The sequence below is a fragment of the Pseudomonadota bacterium genome (genome assembly GCA_030860485.1).
GTDB lineage: Bacteria > Pseudomonadota > Gammaproteobacteria > JACCXJ01 > JACCXJ01 > JACCXJ01.
Window position 1 is genome coordinate 1 of the sequence record JALZID010000247.1, and the last position, 18,999, is coordinate 18,999.

At 60.0% G+C, this 18,999-nt stretch carries 19 protein-coding genes and 2 pseudogenes; 13 read left to right on the top strand and 8 right to left on the bottom strand.

Translation table 11 applies throughout. The annotated features are described in order from the left end of the window. Positions 1–195: hypothetical protein (locus M3461_15295; GenBank protein ID MDQ3775611.1), on the bottom strand; the 195-nt coding region annotated here is incomplete at its 3' end. 265 nt (positions 196–460) lie between these two features. Between M3461_15295 and M3461_15300 the strand changes: the two genes are divergently transcribed. Continuing rightward, positions 461–865, top strand: coding sequence for a hypothetical protein (locus M3461_15300; protein MDQ3775612.1), 405 nt, complete (start codon positions 461–463; stop codon positions 863–865). A gap of 115 nt (positions 866–980) precedes the next feature. On the opposite strand, the pseudogene M3461_15305 reads toward M3461_15300, so the two are convergent. The 3 genes and pseudogenes from M3461_15305 to M3461_15315 form a co-directional block, all read right to left on the bottom strand. After that, a pseudogene (locus M3461_15305) lies at positions 981–1,211 on the bottom strand (transporter). 218 nt (positions 1,212–1,429) lie between these two features. Further along, positions 1,430–1,846 carry a secondary thiamine-phosphate synthase enzyme YjbQ gene (locus tag M3461_15310; GenBank protein ID MDQ3775613.1) on the bottom strand — a complete coding sequence of 139 codons (417 nt, stop codon included), beginning with the start codon at positions 1,844–1,846 and terminating at the stop codon, positions 1,430–1,432. Continuing rightward, the gene (locus M3461_15315; protein MDQ3775614.1) at positions 1,840–2,265 is read right to left on the bottom strand and encodes a hypothetical protein; all 426 of its coding nucleotides are present in this window, start codon (positions 2,263–2,265) and stop codon (positions 1,840–1,842) included. The genes M3461_15310 and M3461_15315 overlap by 7 nt, the downstream gene beginning before the upstream one ends. A gap of 6 nt (positions 2,266–2,271) precedes the next feature. On the opposite strand from M3461_15315, the gene M3461_15320 reads away from it, so the two are divergent. Next, positions 2,272–2,526: a hypothetical protein gene (locus M3461_15320; GenBank protein MDQ3775615.1), complete on the top strand. Its 255-nt coding sequence runs from the start codon at positions 2,272–2,274 to the stop codon at positions 2,524–2,526. 242 nt (positions 2,527–2,768) lie between these two features. Here M3461_15320 and M3461_15325 read toward each other — a convergent pair whose 3' ends face one another. From M3461_15325 to M3461_15340, 4 genes are all read right to left on the bottom strand, one after another. Beyond that, positions 2,769–2,930 carry a phage terminase large subunit family protein gene (locus M3461_15325; GenBank protein ID MDQ3775616.1) on the bottom strand — a complete coding sequence of 54 codons (162 nt, stop codon included), beginning with the start codon at positions 2,928–2,930 and terminating at the stop codon, positions 2,769–2,771. 258 nt (positions 2,931–3,188) lie between these two features. Then, complete coding sequence (locus M3461_15330) at positions 3,189–4,190, bottom strand: D-alanyl-D-alanine carboxypeptidase (protein ID MDQ3775617.1); 1,002 nt, start codon at positions 4,188–4,190, stop codon at positions 3,189–3,191. A gap of 457 nt (positions 4,191–4,647) precedes the next feature. Next, on the bottom strand, positions 4,648–5,133 hold the full coding sequence (locus tag M3461_15335) for a putative molybdenum carrier protein (protein MDQ3775618.1): 486 nt from the start codon (positions 5,131–5,133) through the stop codon (positions 4,648–4,650). Positions 5,134–5,398: 265 nt separating this feature from the next. Next, entirely contained in the window at positions 5,399–5,644 is a 246-nt protein-coding gene (locus M3461_15340) for a hypothetical protein (protein ID MDQ3775619.1), read from the bottom strand. A 501-nt stretch (positions 5,645–6,145) separates the two neighbouring features. On the opposite strand from M3461_15340, the gene M3461_15345 reads away from it, so the two are divergent. The 11 genes and pseudogenes from M3461_15345 (at position 6,146) to M3461_15395 (ending at position 18,652) form a co-directional block, all read left to right on the top strand. Next, on the top strand, positions 6,146–9,178 hold the full coding sequence (locus M3461_15345) for a transglycosylase domain-containing protein (GenBank protein ID MDQ3775620.1): 3,033 nt from the start codon (positions 6,146–6,148) through the stop codon (positions 9,176–9,178). Between the two features lie 135 nt (positions 9,179–9,313). Beyond that, positions 9,314–9,562, top strand: a complete 249-nt coding sequence (locus tag M3461_15350) for a hypothetical protein (GenBank protein ID MDQ3775621.1) — start codon at positions 9,314–9,316, stop codon at positions 9,560–9,562. 20 nt (positions 9,563–9,582) lie between these two features. Continuing rightward, complete coding sequence (locus M3461_15355) at positions 9,583–10,242, top strand: hypothetical protein (protein ID MDQ3775622.1); 660 nt, start codon at positions 9,583–9,585, stop codon at positions 10,240–10,242. Positions 10,243–12,151: 1,909 nt separating this feature from the next. After that, on the top strand, positions 12,152–13,252 hold the full coding sequence (gene sppA, locus M3461_15360; protein ID MDQ3775623.1) for a signal peptide peptidase SppA: 1,101 nt from the start codon (positions 12,152–12,154) through the stop codon (positions 13,250–13,252). Between the two features lie 166 nt (positions 13,253–13,418). Next, positions 13,419–13,547: pseudogene (locus M3461_15365) on the top strand (VOC family protein). Between the two features lie 701 nt (positions 13,548–14,248). After that, on the top strand, positions 14,249–14,539 hold the full coding sequence (locus M3461_15370) for a hypothetical protein (GenBank protein MDQ3775624.1): 291 nt from the start codon (positions 14,249–14,251) through the stop codon (positions 14,537–14,539). A 145-nt stretch (positions 14,540–14,684) separates the two neighbouring features. Beyond that, the gene (locus M3461_15375) at positions 14,685–15,122 is read left to right on the top strand and encodes a CBS domain-containing protein (GenBank protein ID MDQ3775625.1); all 438 of its coding nucleotides are present in this window, start codon (positions 14,685–14,687) and stop codon (positions 15,120–15,122) included. Between the two features lie 148 nt (positions 15,123–15,270). After that, a complete protein-coding gene (locus M3461_15380; protein MDQ3775626.1) occupies positions 15,271–16,230 on the top strand; it encodes an IS5 family transposase in 960 nt (319 codons plus the stop codon). A 493-nt stretch (positions 16,231–16,723) separates the two neighbouring features. Further along, positions 16,724–16,957 carry a DUF3072 domain-containing protein gene (locus M3461_15385; protein ID MDQ3775627.1) on the top strand — a complete coding sequence of 78 codons (234 nt, stop codon included), beginning with the start codon at positions 16,724–16,726 and terminating at the stop codon, positions 16,955–16,957. A 406-nt stretch (positions 16,958–17,363) separates the two neighbouring features. Continuing rightward, the gene (locus tag M3461_15390) at positions 17,364–17,621 is read left to right on the top strand and encodes a hypothetical protein (GenBank protein ID MDQ3775628.1); all 258 of its coding nucleotides are present in this window, start codon (positions 17,364–17,366) and stop codon (positions 17,619–17,621) included. 446 nt (positions 17,622–18,067) lie between these two features. After that, the gene (locus M3461_15395; GenBank protein MDQ3775629.1) at positions 18,068–18,652 is read left to right on the top strand and encodes a hypothetical protein; all 585 of its coding nucleotides are present in this window, start codon (positions 18,068–18,070) and stop codon (positions 18,650–18,652) included. Positions 18,653–18,999: the final 347 nt, after the last annotated feature.

Here is an 18,999-nt window from a genome sequence, read left to right on the forward strand (position 1 = left end):
TCGGCGAGAGTGGCGCAAAGCAAGGTGGAGCTTGCACGGGAGATGATCTTCGGGGCGCGGCGCCATGGGGTACGTTTCGGACATGTGGCCTTCGATGCAGTCTATGGCAGTGCTGGGTGGCTGTTGCGAGAACTCGACGATGAAGGGATCACCTTCATGGGGGAGGTGCGCTGTGACCAGCACCTCTTCCTGCAAGACCCGACTCCTTCGGTTCCACGTAGAACTTCGACGATGGGACGACCACCGAGCCTGCTTCGCACGGCGGCCCGTGCCATCACGGTGAGCGAGTGGCTCAAGGTCCAACCCGCTTCGGCTTGGCGACGCATCGTGTTGCGTGGTGGCGAGAAAGGCCCCATTACCATCGAGGCGCTCAGTGCGTGCGTGTGGCTGTGGGACGGCCAAGAAGACCACGCCCGGCGTTGGCATCTCTTCATGCGCCGCGAAATCGATCCCCGAAACCGTGAAGTTCGCGCTCTCCAACGCCAAGGCCGATACCTCGCTCCATCAACTCGCCTCGATGCAGGCGGCGCGCTTTTGGATCGAACACGCTTTGCGAGAAGCCAAGGACTGCCTGGGGATGGCTCAGTACCAAGTGCGCAAGTGGAACGGATGGCATCATCACATGGCGCTGGTGATGTTGGCGATGAACTTTCTGCTCAAGGAACAGCTGGCCCATCGAGTGGCAGTCAAGGACCTCACTCTCTCGGACCTTGTCTTCGCTATCGATGCGCTTCTGCCTCATCGCGCCCATGACCCGGACTCCGTGGCCGAGCTCATCGCAGAACGACACCAACGACGACAGAGCGCGCGTGAATCCGCCTATCGAAAACAGAACGCAGCTCTATTAAACCCATCGGCGGAGTGACAAAGTAGAATTAAGCGACACTCCTTTACAGCCGACGCGCCGGTTGAGGCGGCGAAAGACCGTTGAGATTTGGCTCATTTGTTCCTGCACGTCAGCGAGGTCGTCGCGTTCCTTGGAGGCCGGAAAGCACCAGCAGCAACGTTCTTGAGGAAAGCTCGAATGGATTGCTCCACTTTCCAGTGAAATACACGAATCCCGCAAGCACAGCCATGATGACCGCGGTACGAACCAGCGTCGCAAGATCAGAGTCCACTCCTTCAAGCCCGATCTTTGCAAAGATAGCCGTAAGCGCCGCGAATACGGCAGACAACAGTGCCCAGAAGAACCAGTTAGATGCCGTCGCCATGCTCGAAAGCGCCTCGGCGGTAGGGATGCCGGTTACCCGGCATCCATCGGGTCGCCGGAGGCGGTCACCCGCCCGCGGCTCCAACAGAACGTAGCGTGCGGATTTGCCGCACTACGCTCTTGAGGCGTTGGTTCACAGCACCGCAACAACTAGGGCATGCAGAGCCGCTCAGCTTTGAGCAGCTCACCCCCTGCGGCTTGTGTCAGAACATGCACGGTTCATTGCCCGCAGACGGTGACGGTCACCTGGCGCCGATGGCTATGACGACGATGCTCCCAAAGGTAGATCCCTTGCCAGGTCCCGAGCATACATCGGCCCTCGCTCACCGGGATGGTCAGCGCCGATTGGGTCAGCACCGAGCGCACGTGGGCCGGCATGTCGTCGGGACCCTCGGCGGTATGACGGAACAACGGGTCGCCATCCGGCACCAGACGCGCCATAAAGGCTTCCAGATCGCGCAATACGGTGGGATCGGCGTTCTCGCAGAGCATCAGCGAAGCGCTGGTGTGGTGCACGAACACATGGCATAGCCCCTGCCGGACGCCGCACCGGGAGACGATACGCGCCACATCCTCGGTCAGCTCGATGCTTCCCCTTCCTTGGGTGCGATAAGTCAGGCTTTCTTGCACTACCATGGCCTATTCAGCTCGAACATCGCCTGGATGCGACGGGTCTCCAGCCCACGGCAGTTCAAGATGGACCCCCGTTCTAACATTTGCAAATCTTCATCTCCTGTGTCTTGCAGCAAGCCCAATTGCCTCAGCACAACCACGGTGCCGAGGTTGCCCGCGTCTCCTTTATCGAAGCGGCGCGCCGAGGCCGCCGCCACGCCGGTGTCGAGGGGGGCACGATATTGAGGATTCTTCACCGTGACCTCGAAGTCGGCAAGCGAGATGTCGCTGAGGTCGCCGTGAGTGAGGCGGAAGTTGGGAGCCGGGCTGCCCCGGACCTTGGGGAGCTCGCCGACGGTGTGAATAGATTGCACTTGAGCGTTACGTTCGCCATGGCTTATCCTCGCCGCCCACTGCAGCGAAGGTCGGCCGTAGGCTACCATGCTACCATGCGCTGGATCCTCCCCATCGTCCAGGACGGTGCGGAGTGGGAAGCCTACCCGCTCACTCGCTGGTCGAATTTATGCTCGGATAGGGGCGTAAACCATCCGTCCCTGGATTGGCCGGCGACGTCCTGTCGCCCCGAGATGTGCCGCACGGGATTGCCCACCTTCGACAAGCTCACGACAGGCTTCTCGCTGGACGCCGGGATCCGCATCGAGGCCCGTGACCGGAAGGATTCGAAACCCAGGGCCAGGGCGTAGCCCTCTCTGGCGCGCCCAGGATGCAAGTCTTCCCGCTGCGGTGCGCCCGCTGTGGGGAGCCGATACGACTGATCCCTTCGTCACCGACCAGCGATCACGCGCATCTTCGCCCCTTCGGCGAGCCGGCCCAGCCTCCACGCGTCGAGCGAACGCGCAGCGACGACTTCGCGCGGATCAAGTGTTCCTGCCAGGGAGGCTGCGTGCCCGTGTAGCGGTCACCATAGCCACGCATATCATGGGGCTCATGCTTCCGCTTTTTTCAGTTGCCCCCTCCGGGCTTTTTGAACATCGCATTTGTTTGTGTTGCGCACCGTGGCGCTCATCGCGCCGTCCAGGGCTTTCCCGACCTGACTGGAGCTCATGAATATCACGGTCGCGAGCGCCGGATCCGAGCAGGCATCCATGATGCGCCTCTGATACGCCGCCCTAATCCGACTTTGCGCGCACTAGGAAGCGTAAGTTGGCCTGAACGAGGTCGGATAGGCCGGCTATATAGTCCAAGTACTGCCTCGGCTGACCGGTAGAGCGTGGTTCCCACTACGCCAGGGCGCCAGGGCGCGAGGAGTGGCAAAACGCGCTTCCCTGCGGGAGCGGAGCTTATTTTCAGCCCTATAATTGCCTTATCGCTAAGCGTGGTGCGCTTCGGGCAAGTCAGCGTCGAGCTACCGGGGCGCCACGCATCCCACCGCTGGACACGGAGCCACGGCGCCGACGTTTTGCTGCGGGGAATGCTTGCTGAATGCCGCTGGCGTGAGGATGGCCGCGGATACCGCCGTAGCGATCGCCCTCGAGCGGGCGAGCGCGACGAACGCGACATCAAGCAATCCGCTCATGTGCCGATCGCGCCAAGCGGCGCTCTTGCCGCCGAGGACAACACCGACCAAGCGATGATCGTTGCGGGTGGCCGACGCTACCAAGTTGAAACCCGAGGCTCGCACATAACCGGTCTTGATACCGTCGGCACCCAGGTAGCGACCGAGCAAGCGGTTGTGATTGTGATAGGTCCGGCCTTTGAAGGTAAATCGGTCGGTAGAAAACAGCCTGTAGTAGTGCGGAAAGCGGCGCATCAGCGCGACCCCCAAGCGGAGCATATCCCGCGCGGTGGTGTGTTGTCGCCGGTCGGGCAATCCGGAGGCGTTGCGGAACGAGGTATCGAGCATTCCGAGCCGCCGTGCCTCTCGATTCATCAGGTGCGCGAAGTGCGACTCAGTTTTTCCTACGGCCTCGGCCAACACCACCGCGGCATCGTTCGCGGATTGGGTGATGAGCGCCAGGATCGCGTCGCGGACGCCAATCGTGTGACTCTTGCGAAGGCCGAGCCGCGTCGGCTGCATGCGCGCGGCATGAGCCGAGACCGGAAGCCTCTGGGTCAGCGTGAGGCGATCGGCGTCCAACGCGGCGAACACCATGTACAGCGTCATGAGCTTGGTGAGCGACGCCGGTTGCGTACGGGCATCGGCATTGGCCTCGTGCAGTACCACCGCGTTGTCCACGTCGTACACGATAGAGGCGTAGGCCGGAGCCGCCCGGCTGGCCGGCGAAGAAACAAGCAGACCGAGGAGCACAAACGCGTACCCGAGAAAGGCGGGTTGGCGCGAGAGCTTCATAGGAGCAGCGCCCTTGCCGTCAGCCGCCCCACGCGAGCGCGTGTAATCGGTTTCCATAGGCACGTCTCCCCGTAAATGTCCTGGAATATGGCCAGTCTTCTGACGAAGGATCCCTTAGGGAACCTCTGCAAGAGGTTGCACGGCCCCATCTGCTTTCCTCGCCCCACAAAGCGCGGTCTTCCTTGGGCCGCTCCGCGCGGATTTCATGCTCGTGCGTCACTTTCCTAACGATAACGTGACTTGCTGCGCACCTTCGCTCAGTGTGGCTTGCTCATGACGCCCTTGCAGCGCTTCCCAAAAACCTTGCACTGTCGACTCCCACGCCTCTCTTCGGTAACGATGACTAACAAGGGTTGTGCCATCAGACGCAGCGCCGGTACCGACGGTGGCGCACTCGCAGTGACGATGGTAAGCATACAGCTACCCTGAGAGGTCATGGCGAACCGGATGACTAACCAACGTGCGTACAGCGGATTCTACGTTTATTGAACCATAAACATTCGGCGCAATACGCTCACGCTATTGCACCGTACGTGTGATGTGGAAGCGCCGCTCGTAAGAGCGTAGCGACCCGCACTCCGATGGCAGGGTAATGGCTAGCGCGCGGACCGGCCACGTTGAGGGTAGCCGGGTCCACGGCGTGAAGCCACTGCCGGAGCTGCGCCACGGCCTCCGCCGGCTGGAGAACCCTCAGGTCCAGATGAAGCACGGGCCTACCACACCGGACCGCTTCCTGGAAAGTGAGGAGGGAGCCGCCAGAGAGCGGGCCGCTCGAGACGATGAGCGTGGCATCCGAGTCGCGGACATTGAGCACGGTGCGGACCGCAGGATCGGCCAACGCAGCCTCGCGGAGACCCGTGTACCGCTCGGGGATGGAACCATCTTCGGCGAGGCGACCCTTGGGCACCCAGCCGCCGATCTCAAGGCCAAGCTCTAGCGCTACGTCCCACGCCGCACGATCGGCACCGGTTTGCCCGCCCGAAACTATCTTTTTCACCATTCCGGCCGGATGCAGGCATATCGAATGGGCCGCAAGTTGAGCCTAATGGACTGGTATTGCCCGTGCTCGCCGCTGTCCTCGGGGCTCAGGCGCAGATTTTGGTCGGCCCACTGACTTACCGTTAGCTCCGGCGGGGGGCTTGCTACCTGGGCGGCTTTGCGCACTACGCGCCGGAGCGCTGCCTGCCAGGTCCAATCGTGAGAGCTCCTGAAGCGCCTCACGGATCTCGGCGGTGAGGGCGTCTTGGCTTTTTTCCGTTCATTGATCACTGCAAGCCGCGACGAGAGCTTCGAGGGCAACGCCAGGCACCGGCGCGGAACGCGGCGACGAGCTGCTGCCAGGCCTGGACGACCTCATCGAACGGGAGTAGGGAGCGCTCGAGGGCGGCAATTTCGAGCTCCGCCTTCTCCGCCTTCGCCCGCATCAGCCGCGCCCGCTCGGTGTCTGCCTTCTCGCCGCTGGATCCCGCGGTCGTCCGATCGGCGGCTTTCCTGCCCTTCGGCATTCCCATCCTCTAAGTCCCCTCCATAGGCTACCCAAACACATGGGAAATCTCTCGCATCCTAACGGGTCATGTCGTCTTGTCGTCACCCCGGACAATGAAAATGACTCTCGCGGCAACCTTCTCCCCGCGAGAGAAGGGACTTCTACATTGTACAGCCTGGGTTCTGCAATCATCGAGGCCGACATCGCTCTGGCGGGTGCAGGCCTAGATCGAGGCTCCGCTCGGGGTAGATGCGCCGCGAGTTGGTCAAGACCGAGCGCCGCCGGGGGCTTGCGCTCCGGAACTCCCGGCCGCCAGCGCAGGACTAACATAGTTCTCGTCGGTTGGCGTAGAGGTTGCACTCGCGCAAGGGGGAATCGCCGTACCGGGGGGTCGCGGTACGCTATGGGTATCCGTGGGGAGCTTTGAACCTCAACGCGATGGGCCGGCCCGCTGTCATGCAGCCAGGGCAGCGCCTGCGGATCCCTTCGCGGCGGTCACAGCAAGGCAGGTTACTGACATCGTACTATGGAACCCGCTGCGCCCAGGCGCTTTGGGAAGTTTCTGGCGTGGGCCGTGGCGATCGCGGCGCTCACGTTGGGCGCCAACTTCATCTTCCGCGAGCTTGAATCTTCGGAGCTACAGGCCCGTTATCTCTCATCTCTAAGCAAAGAGCTGACTTACCGGCTGGAGCCGGGGTTGAGCGACCAGATCCGGTTCCCCACGACCGGACCCTACGATCAGCGGCTGGGCTACATCGACCTCCCCCAATACGTAGAGCGCCTGCGTAAGCTCGGCTTCGCGGTCACCGCCCAGGCGCGCGTCTCGCCAGCGCTCGCGCGGGTCTTTGACGTTGGCCTCTTTACCATGTACCCGGAGAAGACACAGGGCGGCTTGCGCCTCGTTGATCGCGATGATCAGGCGCTGTTTGGCGTCTCGTATCCGACGCGGATCTATTCTGACTTCCAGGAAATCCCCCCCATCATCCTCAATACCCTGCTATATATCGAGAACCGCGAGCTGCTGGATGAGTACCTGCGCAACAGGAACCCGGCCATCGAGTGGGATCGCTTCGCCGGCGCGAGCCTCGATGTGTTGATCAACAAGCTCGGTGCCAACATCCACGTCTCAGGCGGCAGCACGCTAGCGACGCAGCTCGAGAAGTACCGCCATTCCCCTGGTGGGCGCACGGCTTCCATTCCCGAAAAGCTGCGGCAGGTAGCGAGCGCCTCGCTGCGCGCCTATCTCAAGAGCCCCGATACGATCGAGACGCGACGGGCAATCGCCCTTGCCTATCTGAACACGGTGCCCCTGGCAGCCGCCCCGGGTTACGGCGAGGTGCACGGCCTCGGGGACGGACTGTGGACATGGTATGGCCGCGAGCTCACGGAGGTGAACCGGTTGTTGAGCAACGAGGCGATCTACGCCACGGCGCTAGTCGACACCGAGCAGGCCTCTTCCTATCGCGACACCCTGTCGCTCATCCTGGCGCAGCGTCGTCCGGCGTATTATCTGGGCCGTGGACAGAAGTCCCTTAAGCGATTGACGGACAGCCACTTGCGGCTGCTGGCGCAGAACGGGATCATCCCGAACTCCCTGCGCGATGCCGCGCTTCGGGTGCCGAGCGCCCTGCGCCGGGAGCCCACCGAAGCCCTCGAGCCCCCGCCGGTGAGCAAGACCGATTCGGTGTTGCGCGCCCGCCTGGGCTCGGCCCTGGGTATAGCGCGGCTCTATGACCTGGACCGCCTCGACCTCACTGCCCGGTCCACGATCGACCAGGACACGCAACAGGCGGTGACCCGGGCCCTGCGGAGACTGTCGGAGCCGGAACAGGCGCGTGCCGCGGGGCTCTATGGTTTTCGCTTGTTCGGCGAGGGTGACGACCTCAGCCCGGTCGTTTATAGCCTGATGCTCTTCGAGCGCGGCCCGAATGGCAGCCGCCTGCGGGTGCAAACCGACAATTACGGCGGGCCCCTGGACATCAACGAGGGGATCCGGCTCGACCTCGGATCCACCGCCAAGCTGCGCACCCTGTTGAACTACCTCGAGATCATTGCGGAGCTCCATCGGCGTTACGCAGGCCGGTCGCCTGCTGAGCTGCGCACGGTTGGGCTGCACCGGCGCGATTGGTTGTCGCGCTGGGTCATCGAGCAGCTGCGTGCAAGGCCCGAGCTAAGCCTGCCAGAGATCCTCGATGCTGCCATGGAGCGGCGTTACTCGGCGAGCCCTTTTGAGCAATTCTTCACCGGTGGGGGAATACACAGCTTCGCGAATTTTGACAAGGCCGATAACAAAAAGATCATGGGCGTGAGGGAGGCGTTTCGCAACTCAGTCAATCTGGTGTTCGTACGCCTGATGCGCGATATCGTCTATCACTACCTCTACCGGCCCGGGGCCGTGGGCGAGAAGATAGAATCCGGCGACGAGCAATGGCGCCGGAGATACCTCGAGCGGTTTGCCGACCAGGAGGGAAAGGTGTTTCTGCGCCGCTTCTACGCGAAGTACCGTGGTCTGGACGCCCCGACGAGCTTGAGGGTGCTGACCCAGAGCGTGCGCCCGGTTCCAGCGCGCCTTAGCACTATCTATCGGTCCGTCTATCCCGAGCATGATGTCGCCTCATTCGCGGCGTACCTGCGCACCCATGCCACGACCAAACGCTTGAGCGATGAGGACATCGTGCACATGTACGAGAAATACTCGCCGGAGCGTTTCAACCTCCACGACCGTGGTTACATCGCGCACATCCACCCCCTGGAGTTATGGCTCGCAGGCTATCTCATCACGCACCCGGGCTCCCCCCTCGAAGAGGTCTACGCGGCGAGCGTGGAGGAACGCCTGGCGGTCTATCAATGGTTGTTTAGGACACGTCACCGCTATGGCCAGAACAAGCGCATCCAGGCGCTGCTCGAGGTCGAGGCCTTTGCCGAGATCCACAGCACCTGGAGGCGGCTTGGCTATCCCTTCCGCAGCCTGACCGCCTCCTATGCCTGCGCCATCGGGGCCTCGGCCGATCGACCGGCGGCGCTGGCGGAGCTCATCGGCATCCTGCTGAATGACGGGGTGCGCTACCCGATCATACGGTTCGACTACCTGCACTTCGCGGCGGGCACCCCTTATGAGACCGTCCTCGAGCGTGCCCCGACCAGCGGGGAGCGCGTGCTGGACCCGGAGGTCGCGGCCGCTGCACGCAACGCGCTTACCGATGTGGTCGAGCGCGGTACGGCACAGCGCCTCAAGGGGGCCTATCTTGATAGCGACGGCACGCCCCTCGTGATCGCCGGAAAGACCGGAACAGGCGACCACCGCCGCGAGGTCTACGGCCCGGGCCGGCGATTGATCACCTCGGAGGTAATCAGCCGTTCGGCCACCTTCAGCTTTGCCCTGGGCGACCGGTTCTTCGGTGCTATCACGGCGTACGTGTCCGGACCAAAGGCGGCGCGTTATCGCTTCACGAGCAGCCTGCCGACGCAGGTGTTGAAGTCCCTTGCACCGGTCTTGGAGCCGTTGCTCGCGCGCGACCAGCCGAGCGAGCAAGGCGGGATGCTTGCGACTAAAGGTTGACGCTCGTGGTTGATTTTGGTGGCACCCCCCGGCTCGGGCGCCTGGGGGAGAAGGGAACACCATGCGAAACGGCGGATACGTGAACCAGGGATAAAGGTTCAGACCATCCACTCGGCCAAGGGGCTGCAATATCGCGTGGTCATCCTCATGTGGGGCGACCTGCTTCCTTCCGAGTTTCCAGACAGCGACGTGGAAGGCGAGCGCCGGCTGATGTATGTCGCGCTCACCCGTCCTGAGGACATGCTCTTTATCACGTGGACTCGGCTTTCATCAGAGACATCGGCAAGGTGGGTCTATTATAGTACTGGCGTTTACAATACCAATCTCATGGACTGGGCGCTGGCCTCGGCGGCTTCCCTTTTGCCTGATGTAGAGCTTGCCTGAGAACTTTGCGGAGAACACCCATGCTGGAATCAATCATTGCTGAATGGCCACGCTTCGCCACCATACTGGAATCAATCATCGCTGAGTGGCCACGCTACGTCACTCCAGAATCCATCGCTGCATTCGGTACTGGGATACTGCTCGGTGCCCTTATCGTGTGGTGGTTCATGCGCCGACGGGTACGTGCGGCCCGCGAACAACGCCGGGTAGAGTTCGAGGATGAACGTGGGATCCTGACGGAACGGCTCGAAGCCAATAACCGACAAATCCAGGATCTGAAAGAAGAAAATCAGCACCTCAGAGGGACCCATACAGAGATCCATACCGACCTGCGGGCACAAGCGGAAGTGCGCTCCGCGGCTGAAGAAAAGAACCAGCGCCTGCCAGAACTCGAGGCCTTGCTTCAGAGCAAGGAGGCCGCTCTCGATCGGCTACGCGAGGAGATCAGCGAGGAGCGACGGGCCACAGAAGAGAAGTTGCATCTACTCAACGAGGCGCAAGCCCGGCTCTCGGATACCTTCAAGGCCCTCTCAGCCGATGCCCTGAAGAGCAACAATCAGACCTTTCTGGAACTTGCCAAGACCAGCCTGGAGCGATTTCACGTGCTATTGCTATCATACAGGTTGTATCTTGGTCAAGGCGCTAAGGGCGAGCTCGAGGCCCGGCCAGAAGGCCATTAGCGAATTGGTCAACCCCGTCAAGGAATCGCTGGAGAAGGTGGACGGCAAGATCCAGGAGATCGAGAAGGCCGGGGTCGGGGCTTATTCGGGCAGCCCCGGGTAGGGTTCCATCAGGGACCGCACGGTATCCAGGCTGGTTCGCGGATTGAGTCAGGTGGCGTAAGCCTCCTCTGGGAGGATGACCACCCTATTGTGGATCTCGGCGACGAGCGCGTTGGCCGGCCGACCACGATGGTACAGGACAGGAGGCGCTCCTCTGGCCCGCATCATTCGTCCCAGAGGCCTGCGAAGGCAAGCCCTCCATCGTCCGCGGCAGTCAGGTAGTATGGCTGTTTGCGGCCGGTCTCGGTCTTCTGTCAAGCATCGGGTCCTCGGCCTGGGATCGGAGCATTGTTGGGGCCCTTCCTCGGCCCGAGGCGATGAGCCGCTCGGAAAGCCAGGCACACGGACGTTGCCTGCTTGATGTTTCCCACGCCGATGTCGATGCTGAACTTTTACGTCAACTCAAAAGCTTAATCCTTCGCCTGTCGTTTGCGTTGGATTAGGTCAGAACCTCGCGCGCAGCGCTTGACCCCGCCACTCGCTGTAAGGTCTACAAGGGCAACGGGTAATCCTTACCTGACCTCCTCGCAAACATGTATCTTATTCTCATTCGCCGCACCTCAGGTACTTGATCGCAAGGGCAATAGCATGGAACAGAAGCCTATGGCATATCCGTTGCCTACGCCTGCTTTGCATTATTTATAGAGGAGAACCTATGACGACAATGATACTCATGGGCATCGGCGCTGCGATGATGTATTTCTTTGATCCGGATTCGGGCGGACCGCGCCGCGAGCGTTTGTGCAACCGAATCCTGCATGCACCCGTTACCAAAGGAGAATCGCGATGAGCAAATATTTATTGGGCTGGCTGCTGGGCGTCCCGGCGATCGTGCTGGTCATCATCTATCTCATATTCAACTAGCGAATCGCCGTTACGCTACTTACGTTGATCGAGCTCATCGGCTGACATCCCCTTGGGGATGTTCGAGGGCCCGTTCCCCCTCGTCCTGGAAGCGGCTGTCGCCGATGCCGAGCATCAAGCCGGCACGCTCCGTCCCTGCGGCCCACGCCCGCGAGCAAGCGCCTGGTCGTAGCGCTCTCGATTCCTGAGATCGCCAACGCTGTCGTCATCCGTATCCTGAAGGAAGCGCGGATAGATCTGATAGACCGCGCCCCATCTTCCACCATGCGCCCAATCATGCGAAGCGAGCCTTCGGGATGTGGGTTATCCGGCCATCTGAGTCGGTAGCCTACACCCGGCCAGAGCACCGGGGTTCCGTCGCGGCAGACGAACCCAGGGCTGATGTATAACGGGGCACCATCCTTCTGTTCGGGGCCCTCAACCCCCTTACGGTCCCGCAGCTTATGCCGCGGCAAGACCGGGACGAAGCCGGTGCTGGGCATGCGTGCAAGGCCAAGGCGCGGAGCAACGGCCGGCCGGATGCACGGCGGGCTTCGACTGGTCCCAGGACCCCGAAGCGCCGGGCCAGGGTGTCGGCCGCCATAAAAGAAGGCCTGGGCTGAACAGGTGATGAGCGCCGGGCAAGAATATCGGCGGGCCTGCAGCGGTATTGGGCGTCTCTGAAAGAGTCCGTGACGCGTGTGCGTACTGCATGACAAATTGGTCCTTCAGGCACCGGCGGAGGCATCGTGACCCTCCTGGAGCGAGATCGAATTCACCTGACATTTCGGGCGAATAGCATTCGACGCATAGGTTGCCATTTATGCCTACACTATTCGTAGCTACAAAGACCCCGTCGCATAAACGGGCTTGTCGACAGCTTCGTTAGCATGCCATAGAATGACGCTGGAGTCCTAGGTTCGAGTCACCGCGAGCACGCAATTTACATGGGAGAAAATCCACTATGGCCCAAGACGATATCCCGTTGACGCCGGTCACCCCGCCGCGCGCTCAGGCGCCGCCCGCGCAGCAGATTATCGTCCAGCAGCCGTCGAGCGCGTTCGGCCGCTTTGGCAAGTGGCTGCTTGCGGCGCTTGTCCTTGCAGTGCTGTTCATTATCGGCCTGTACAGCAGTTACCACAGCTACTTCAGCCCGTCGGAGGCGCCGCAGGAAAAGTACCATTCGCTAGCTCGGCATGCGCTGAAGAAGGTCGCGATCATCGACATTAGTGGGGCAATCATGGAAGGGGAGGACAGTTTTGCCAAAAAGCAGATCGATCGCGTGCGCGAGGATAGTGATGTGGTGGGGGTCGTGGTGCGGATCAACTCGCCCGGCGGCACCGTCACCGGCAGCGATTACATCTACCACCACCTGCGAGAGTTGAAGGACGAGCGCGAGAAGAAGGAGGAAGGGCCTTTCCCCTTGGTGGTGAGCATGGGCAGCATCTGCGCCAGCGGCGGCTACTACGTAGCGATGGCCGTGGGCGATCAGAAGAACGCGATTTTTGCCGAACCGACGACATGGACCGGCTCGATCGGCGTGATCATTCCACACTTTGATTTGTCGGGGGCACTCAAAGGAATTGGCGCCAACGACGACTCGATCGCGAGCGGCCCGCTGAAGCAAATGGGAACACCCACGCGGCCAATGACCGAGGAGGAGCGGAAAATCTTGCAAAACCTCGTGGACGAAAACTTCAAGGGGTTCAAGGAGATCGTCGCCAGCGGCCGGCCGAAATTCAAGCAGCACCCGGCGGCATTGGATGCTGTCGCGACCGGTCAGATTTTTACGGCAGACCAGGCATTGGAGCGCGGGCTCGTAGACCAGATCGGGTTCGTTGAGGCAGCCATTGCTCGCGTGACCGAGCTGGCGGGGCAGAGCGCGGGCGACGTGCGCTGCGTGAAATACGAGGAGGAGCCGACATTGATCGGTTCACTGGTAGGGGCCGAGGCACGAGCCCGAGCACGGTGCAGCGTTGATGTCAGCGCGCTGATCGACTTAACCGCCCCGCGAGCGTATTACCTTTGGTCATGGGTGCCGGCGGCGATGTCGAATTCCCGATGAGAGAAACCACCGAGACACGGAGGACACGGACTGGTCATGTCATTTGGTCCGGCAATTCAGATAGCGAAATGACACATGACCAATTTGCAAATGACAAATTGATTTGTCTCTCTCTTCCGTAGTCTCCTTGCCTCCATGGGACGGTGGAACCCGTCTTCGCCAATCGTACTGGGCCAACCCTGGTCGCCAGGAGCGCGACCAGATCAACAGCTGGGATGATGGCCACGGGTTCTACTTCGACGACCCGGACGGCCACCTGCTGGAGATCATTACTCGTCCGTACGGCAGCGGTGGTACGGCGGTGTCCCGACCTCACCCCTTGGTCGCGTTGGGAGCGATGTCGGGGAGGATAGGACGCAAGAGCCGGATGTAGGGGCACGAAAAGAACAATAGCACGCAGAACCCAAGGGGAGTGGGTTCGTCGATGGCTGTATGGAAAGCGCTCGATGAGGGCATGCAACCGCAGGCGACGCAGATCGTAGCTCATCCTGCCCTCGGGGGTAATGGGCGGGGTCGAGACCCAGCAGTTGAGCCAGCAAGACGCGCCTGAACGCCCTCGCTTGCAGGCTGAACAACACCAGCACGCTGAACAGCGCTTGTACACGTCTATCTCCGAAGCGCAACGCCGAAGCCGGTTAGCTGGGCATGTCGATCTGAGGCCCCGCCAAACGACTATTCAGTACCCGGAACCCTGACCACCGACCTGGAGCATGCCATGAAGTACCTGTGCCTGGCCTACGAAGAAGAGAAGAAGCTCAACGCCCTGTCCCAGAGCGAGTGGGACGCCCTCATGATGGCCCCGATGCGGCGTCCAGCACGGAACCAGTACTGAGTCCACCGTCTTCTGTCCGGACGGTGAGGCATTCAATAAAGAAACTGGGAAGTGTGAGTAGCTCGGTAACCTTATCGGGTTAGGAGAAATTAAGATGGGATGGGGTACTCGTCCTGGGTTTTTTAGTGGGTCTGGCTCTTGGGGTAAAATACCACAAGGAGATCATGTCACTCATCGGCACCGCTGAAGCACGGGTAGCTACTTGGAAGCAAGGTTTAAAAGGAGGCGAGGTAAAAGTAGGTATGTCGAGGGACAGGCAAGGGCTTTATGAAGGTACCGATGAGACACGTTCAATGGGTGCTAGAGATGAGCTTCAGGGCGAGGGTGATCGGGAATCTGCGCGTCGCTATGATGAGGCCACTAAAGCCTTTGTAGAATCAGGGAAAGTCAAAGAACACGCCGACACAACGGCGAATATCTCCCCAGAAGAGGAAGCGCGAACTTGGAGAAGCTGAAAAGGTTGGCAAAGAGCGTGCAAAGGAGGAAGACATGTATCGGCTCGACAAGCGTGAGCGTCGGCCTGGGGCAGCTTTTTGGTGCCTGGTCTACTTGCAATAAGACCAACGGCAATGAGCTTCATGATTCAAGAGAGGAACTTCTATGAAGAAATGTAATGAAGTGATGACGAAGGACCCGGTTTACTGCTTGCCGAACGACGCGGTGGCAAGGGCAGCGCAATTGATGAAGAAGGAGAATATCGGTCCAATCCCTGTCATCGAAAACGAACGGACTAAAAAGTTGGTTGGCATCGTAACCGATCGCGATCTGGCTTTAAAAGTGGTTGCCGATGGGCGCGATCCTAAAGTCACCAAAGTGGAAGAAGTGATGACGCGCGAGGTCGTAACCTGCCGCCCTGAAGATGACCTGCAAAAGGCGCTAGATGCGATGTCGGAGCATCAATTGCGCCGCATTCCCGTCGTTGAGGATGGCAATAAATTGGTCGGGATTATCGCCCAGGCAGACGTGGCGACGCGCGTTAACCAACCTCAGAAAACCGCTGAAACGGTGAAAGGAATTTCACAATCCAGCGCGAAGTAGGAGAGCGATCGGCGGCCAGCGTTTGCCAACCCGGGCCGAACGTACTGCGCGAGGGGATCAAGTGATGACACGGGCAAGGTCCTAAGGAACTTCTGCAAAAGTCCCCGATCTGATCGGTCGGGGCGACCGCATACAGGCGAGGACGACGATGAAAGAGCAACTGACGCTGGGCACCGGTTTCGAGAAGTACAGCAAGACGACGCGTCGGGAGAAGTTTCTCACCGAGATGGACCGCATCGTGCCGTGGGGAGAGCTGTGCGCGCTGATAGCCCCGGTGTATCCGAAGGCCGGGGACGGCCGCCCGCCGAAGGAGCTGGAGATGATGCTGCGGGTGTACTTTCTGCAGCAGTGGTTCAACCTCTCGGACCCGGGGGTGGAAGAAGCCCTCTACGACTCGGTGTCGATGCGCCGCTTTGCGGGCATCGACCTCGGCGAGATGCCGGTGCCGGATGAATCGACGGTGCTGCGCTTCCGCCATTTGCTCGAAGCACATGGGCTCGGGAAGAAACTGTTCCAGCAGGTGCATGCCTACCTGGAGCGCCAAGGCATCAAGGTGGGCACCGGCACGATTGTCGATGCCACGATCATCAGCGCTCCGCCCTCGACTAAGAACAAGGACAAGAGCCGCGACCCGGACATGCACCAGACGAAGAAGGGCAATCAGTGGTATTTCGGGATGAAAGCGCACATCGGCGTGGACAGCCAGACCAAGGTCATCCACGCCGTGGTCGCCACCCCGGCGAATGTGCACGATTCGGTGTGCCTCCCCGACCTCTTGCATGGGGAGGAGACCCGCCTGTGGGGGGACTCGGCCTATCAAGGACAAACCGAGGTCATCCGAAAGCATGCGCCCAAGGCCAAAGACCTCACGAACCGTCGTTACCGGTACCAGGACGCCGTCAATGAGGCCGAGCGGGCGAAGAACAAAATCAAGTCCAGCGTGCGCGCCAAGGTCGAGCATCCCTTCCTCATCATCAAGCGTGTCTTCGGCTTCGTGAAGACCCGCTACAAGGGGTTGGCGAAGAATGCGCATCGGTTGTTCGTGACCTGTGCGCTGACCAATCTGTACCTCACGCGCCGGCGATTGTGGCGACGGTCGGGGGCGTAGTGTGCCTGCAGCACGCCAAAGAGGGTGAAAACGGCCTCGGAAACGATGAAAAACAGACCTAACAGCCGCGGTTGCGTCTGAAATCGGTCGTATGCGCACTGCCCGACCATTTTCGGTTACTTGTTCAGAGGTTCCCTAAGTCTCGATAGGCGCGAGTCAAAGTGGCATTCAATCAATCAGGAGGCGGATGGGCTATGACATCAGGCGAGACGTATCGTTGCACGAACCCGAATTGCGGGTGCGAAGTGAAGGTCACGCAGGGCGCGAAGGCAGGTGGGGGCGGTGAGGCGCCTCCACGCTGTTGTTGCGGCACAGAGATGAAAAAGGCCTCATAAACATCTGTTCGCCAGCGGGAAGTTACCTCAGTCTGAGAGGGGGACGGGCACCGCGACGAAAGCATCGAGCCGAGCCGAGTAAATCGGCTTACTTAATCGATTCCCTAATCACCCTTGCGGGGAGGTGTCCGTTCTCTGACCAGATAGCAGGTAATACCATGACCGATAAGCAGACCCAAGAACAGGCCCCAAAGGGCAACATGCTCAAAGACCCCGACCACTGGAACACCGGCGAAGAACCCATGACTGGCGCGCAGCGCTCCTATCTCAAGACGCTTTCCGAGGAGGCCGGCGAGCCCTTCGATGAGCATCTCACCAAAGCGGAAGCGTCGAAACGCATCGAAGATTTACAACAGAAGACCGGGCGCGGCGTCGGCACAAATGCAACATAGCTTCGCACGCCCCCGGTGGCTTTCCTAGGGCTGACCTTACGCTCCAGCACACACCACGGTCCGTTACTGAAGGAGGTGCACCCATTTTGGTGCACCCGCCCTGACCGTGCCGCATTTACACCGCGATCCGGGCGACGGCGAGGTCACCCGCTCCGTAAAAAAGGGCGCTGTACCCTCATCCCTCGCCAGGCCCGGCACGTGCGTGGACGCCCTTCCCTCCTTTGGGTGTGGCCAGGTCGCCTGCGTTGCAGGACAAGCCGCGGCAGGGAGAGGTCACGGATCCCATGAGGCGGAGGCGCGTACCGGAATTCACCCCAAGCGCTCGGTCCAGGAACTTCACAGCCTCGTGACGCGCTGATCGTCGCATCCAGTCGGCAAAAGGCTTGGCGGTTCGTCAGTCAATGTCATGGACTATCTGCATCAACTCCAGTGGCCCGCGATCATTGTCACGGTAGTCGCCGCGTGGCTCATTGCCTCGCAGGCCAAACGTAGGCGTCAGATCGGTTTTTGGTGCTTCCTACTTAGCAACGTTCTCTGGGTAATCTGGGGTTGGAATGACCGTGCTTATGCAGTCGTTGTCCTCCAGATAGCCTTGGCAATCCTGAACATTCGCGGTGCCTACAAGAATGAAGAGTCGAGCATCAAGTCGGAGGACCTAACATAGGTCTAACCTATGCGTCGAGCGGACAGCTACTGACAGGGCTGGTATCTGCCGCTTTGTCAAATGTTGGGCTTCACAAACCATGAAAGCAGGAAAGCTATACTTTGTAGCCCGCGACCGTGAAAAGTGGCATATAGTCCATGGCCTCCGATCAAACGCCATTAGGGAACCGCCATGCCTAGGCCCTGTGAGTTGGCAAGGTGGGCGGCTGCACCCAGCCAGAGCACCAGGGTCGCGTCAGCAGAGTAGCTTAGGGCTGATGTATAATGAGAATATAATATACTTCCGGATGGCCCTCCCCTAGCCGCGGGCGTGGGTAGGTCGGAACGCACGATACTGGCATCTGCATCAGCGGTTAGAAATTCAAACGCACAAATCGGAGCAAAGATGTCAAGGAATATAGCACCTTGCTTAGTTTAGTGACGTTAACAAAACGAACTGGGATTTTTGTGATCACCGTTTTAATGGGGTTACAGGCGGCGTTGGCAAAATACGAGCCAAAAAAGCTACTCGCTGCTCCTCTAATCACCGGCGCGAGCGTGAGTGCTGACTGGAAATCCTTAAGTCCTGGCAAGAGACTTGCGCTGAAATATACCGATTCAGAGAAAATAAGGACTCGTGCTGTCGGAGGGAGAGCGGGAGTTGAAACTATAAAAACTCTCAACGACGCTGACTTTACTGGCAGGAGCATTGTGCTTGCGCTTGATTTTCTTTTTTGGGATTCAACTCTAGAATCCATTTCGGGAAGCCTTCTTGCGCTTGATCAACTCATTGAGATTCCCGCGCTCTTACCCCCAGGGCGTCAACCTCAGAGGGAGAAGCTAAATAAAGCCATTCACGCGAACTGCGTCGCGAGCGAAAATTGCTACGTGATGGCGTTCGATAAACTGCACCGTCAAATTCGCCGCGATGGATACTTGGTGATAAAAAATAGGAGATTTACACTTCGCGAGTTAATTCCAGATGGTTTGCATCTGAGCGAAGTCGCGGGGCAGGAATTAATGGACCGGTTAGAAGCGCTTATTTCGCATTGATTGTGTTCAAGAGGTCAAGTCAAGTAGTTAGCCCCTTGGGAGAGGCGTGGGGTCGTTCGCGCCTTCGCGGTCCCGGTTCAACGCCCGATGGCGCCATCCGCGGTCAAGAGAAGCCCGACACCGACCCTCCGCACCGGGCCGCCGGCAGAGGAGCCCAAGTGTGGTGTATAATCGGGTAAATACATGAGGAATTCTTGTGGTAAAATACTCTCCGCACGTACCGTATCGGCATCTTTTTTCTTTCGGTTTCATACCCGTATTTATGAGACTAGGGATCGAACTTGTGGGACCAGGACCTACAGACCCGCCCCCAGGACCTACAGAGCCACCCCCAGGACCTACGGAAC

What these genes read in the sequence shown, in the direction of transcription:
- M3461_15345 (MDQ3775620.1), top strand. Translation starts at nt 6,146, where the DNA reads ATGGAACCCGCTGCGCCCAGGCGCTTTGGGAAGTTTCTGGCGTGGGCC.
- M3461_15310 (MDQ3775613.1), bottom strand. Translation starts at nt 1,846, where the DNA reads ATGGTAGTGCAAGAAAGCCTGACTTATCGCACCCAAGGAAGGGGAAGC.
- M3461_15335 (MDQ3775618.1), bottom strand. Translation starts at nt 5,133, where the DNA reads ATGGTGAAAAAGATAGTTTCGGGCGGGCAAACCGGTGCCGATCGTGCG.
- M3461_15390 (MDQ3775628.1), top strand. Translation starts at nt 17,364, where the DNA reads ATGGACTATCTGCATCAACTCCAGTGGCCCGCGATCATTGTCACGGTA.
- M3461_15355 (MDQ3775622.1), top strand. Translation starts at nt 9,583, where the DNA reads ATGCTGGAATCAATCATTGCTGAATGGCCACGCTTCGCCACCATACTG.
- M3461_15325 (MDQ3775616.1), bottom strand. Translation starts at nt 2,930, where the DNA reads ATGGATGCCTGCTCGGATCCGGCGCTCGCGACCGTGATATTCATGAGC.
- M3461_15315 (MDQ3775614.1), bottom strand. Translation starts at nt 2,265, where the DNA reads ATGGTAGCCTACGGCCGACCTTCGCTGCAGTGGGCGGCGAGGATAAGC.
- M3461_15380 (MDQ3775626.1), top strand. Translation starts at nt 15,271, where the DNA reads ATGAAAGAGCAACTGACGCTGGGCACCGGTTTCGAGAAGTACAGCAAG.
- M3461_15375 (MDQ3775625.1), top strand. Translation starts at nt 14,685, where the DNA reads ATGAAGAAATGTAATGAAGTGATGACGAAGGACCCGGTTTACTGCTTG.
- M3461_15330 (MDQ3775617.1), bottom strand. Translation starts at nt 4,190, where the DNA reads ATGGAAACCGATTACACGCGCTCGCGTGGGGCGGCTGACGGCAAGGGC.
- M3461_15370 (MDQ3775624.1), top strand. Translation starts at nt 14,249, where the DNA reads ATGTCACTCATCGGCACCGCTGAAGCACGGGTAGCTACTTGGAAGCAA.
- M3461_15320 (MDQ3775615.1), top strand. Translation starts at nt 2,272, where the DNA reads ATGCGCTGGATCCTCCCCATCGTCCAGGACGGTGCGGAGTGGGAAGCC.
- sppA (MDQ3775623.1), top strand. Translation starts at nt 12,152, where the DNA reads ATGGCCCAAGACGATATCCCGTTGACGCCGGTCACCCCGCCGCGCGCT.
- M3461_15340 (MDQ3775619.1), bottom strand. Translation starts at nt 5,644, where the DNA reads ATGGGAATGCCGAAGGGCAGGAAAGCCGCCGATCGGACGACCGCGGGA.
- M3461_15385 (MDQ3775627.1), top strand. Translation starts at nt 16,724, where the DNA reads ATGACCGATAAGCAGACCCAAGAACAGGCCCCAAAGGGCAACATGCTC.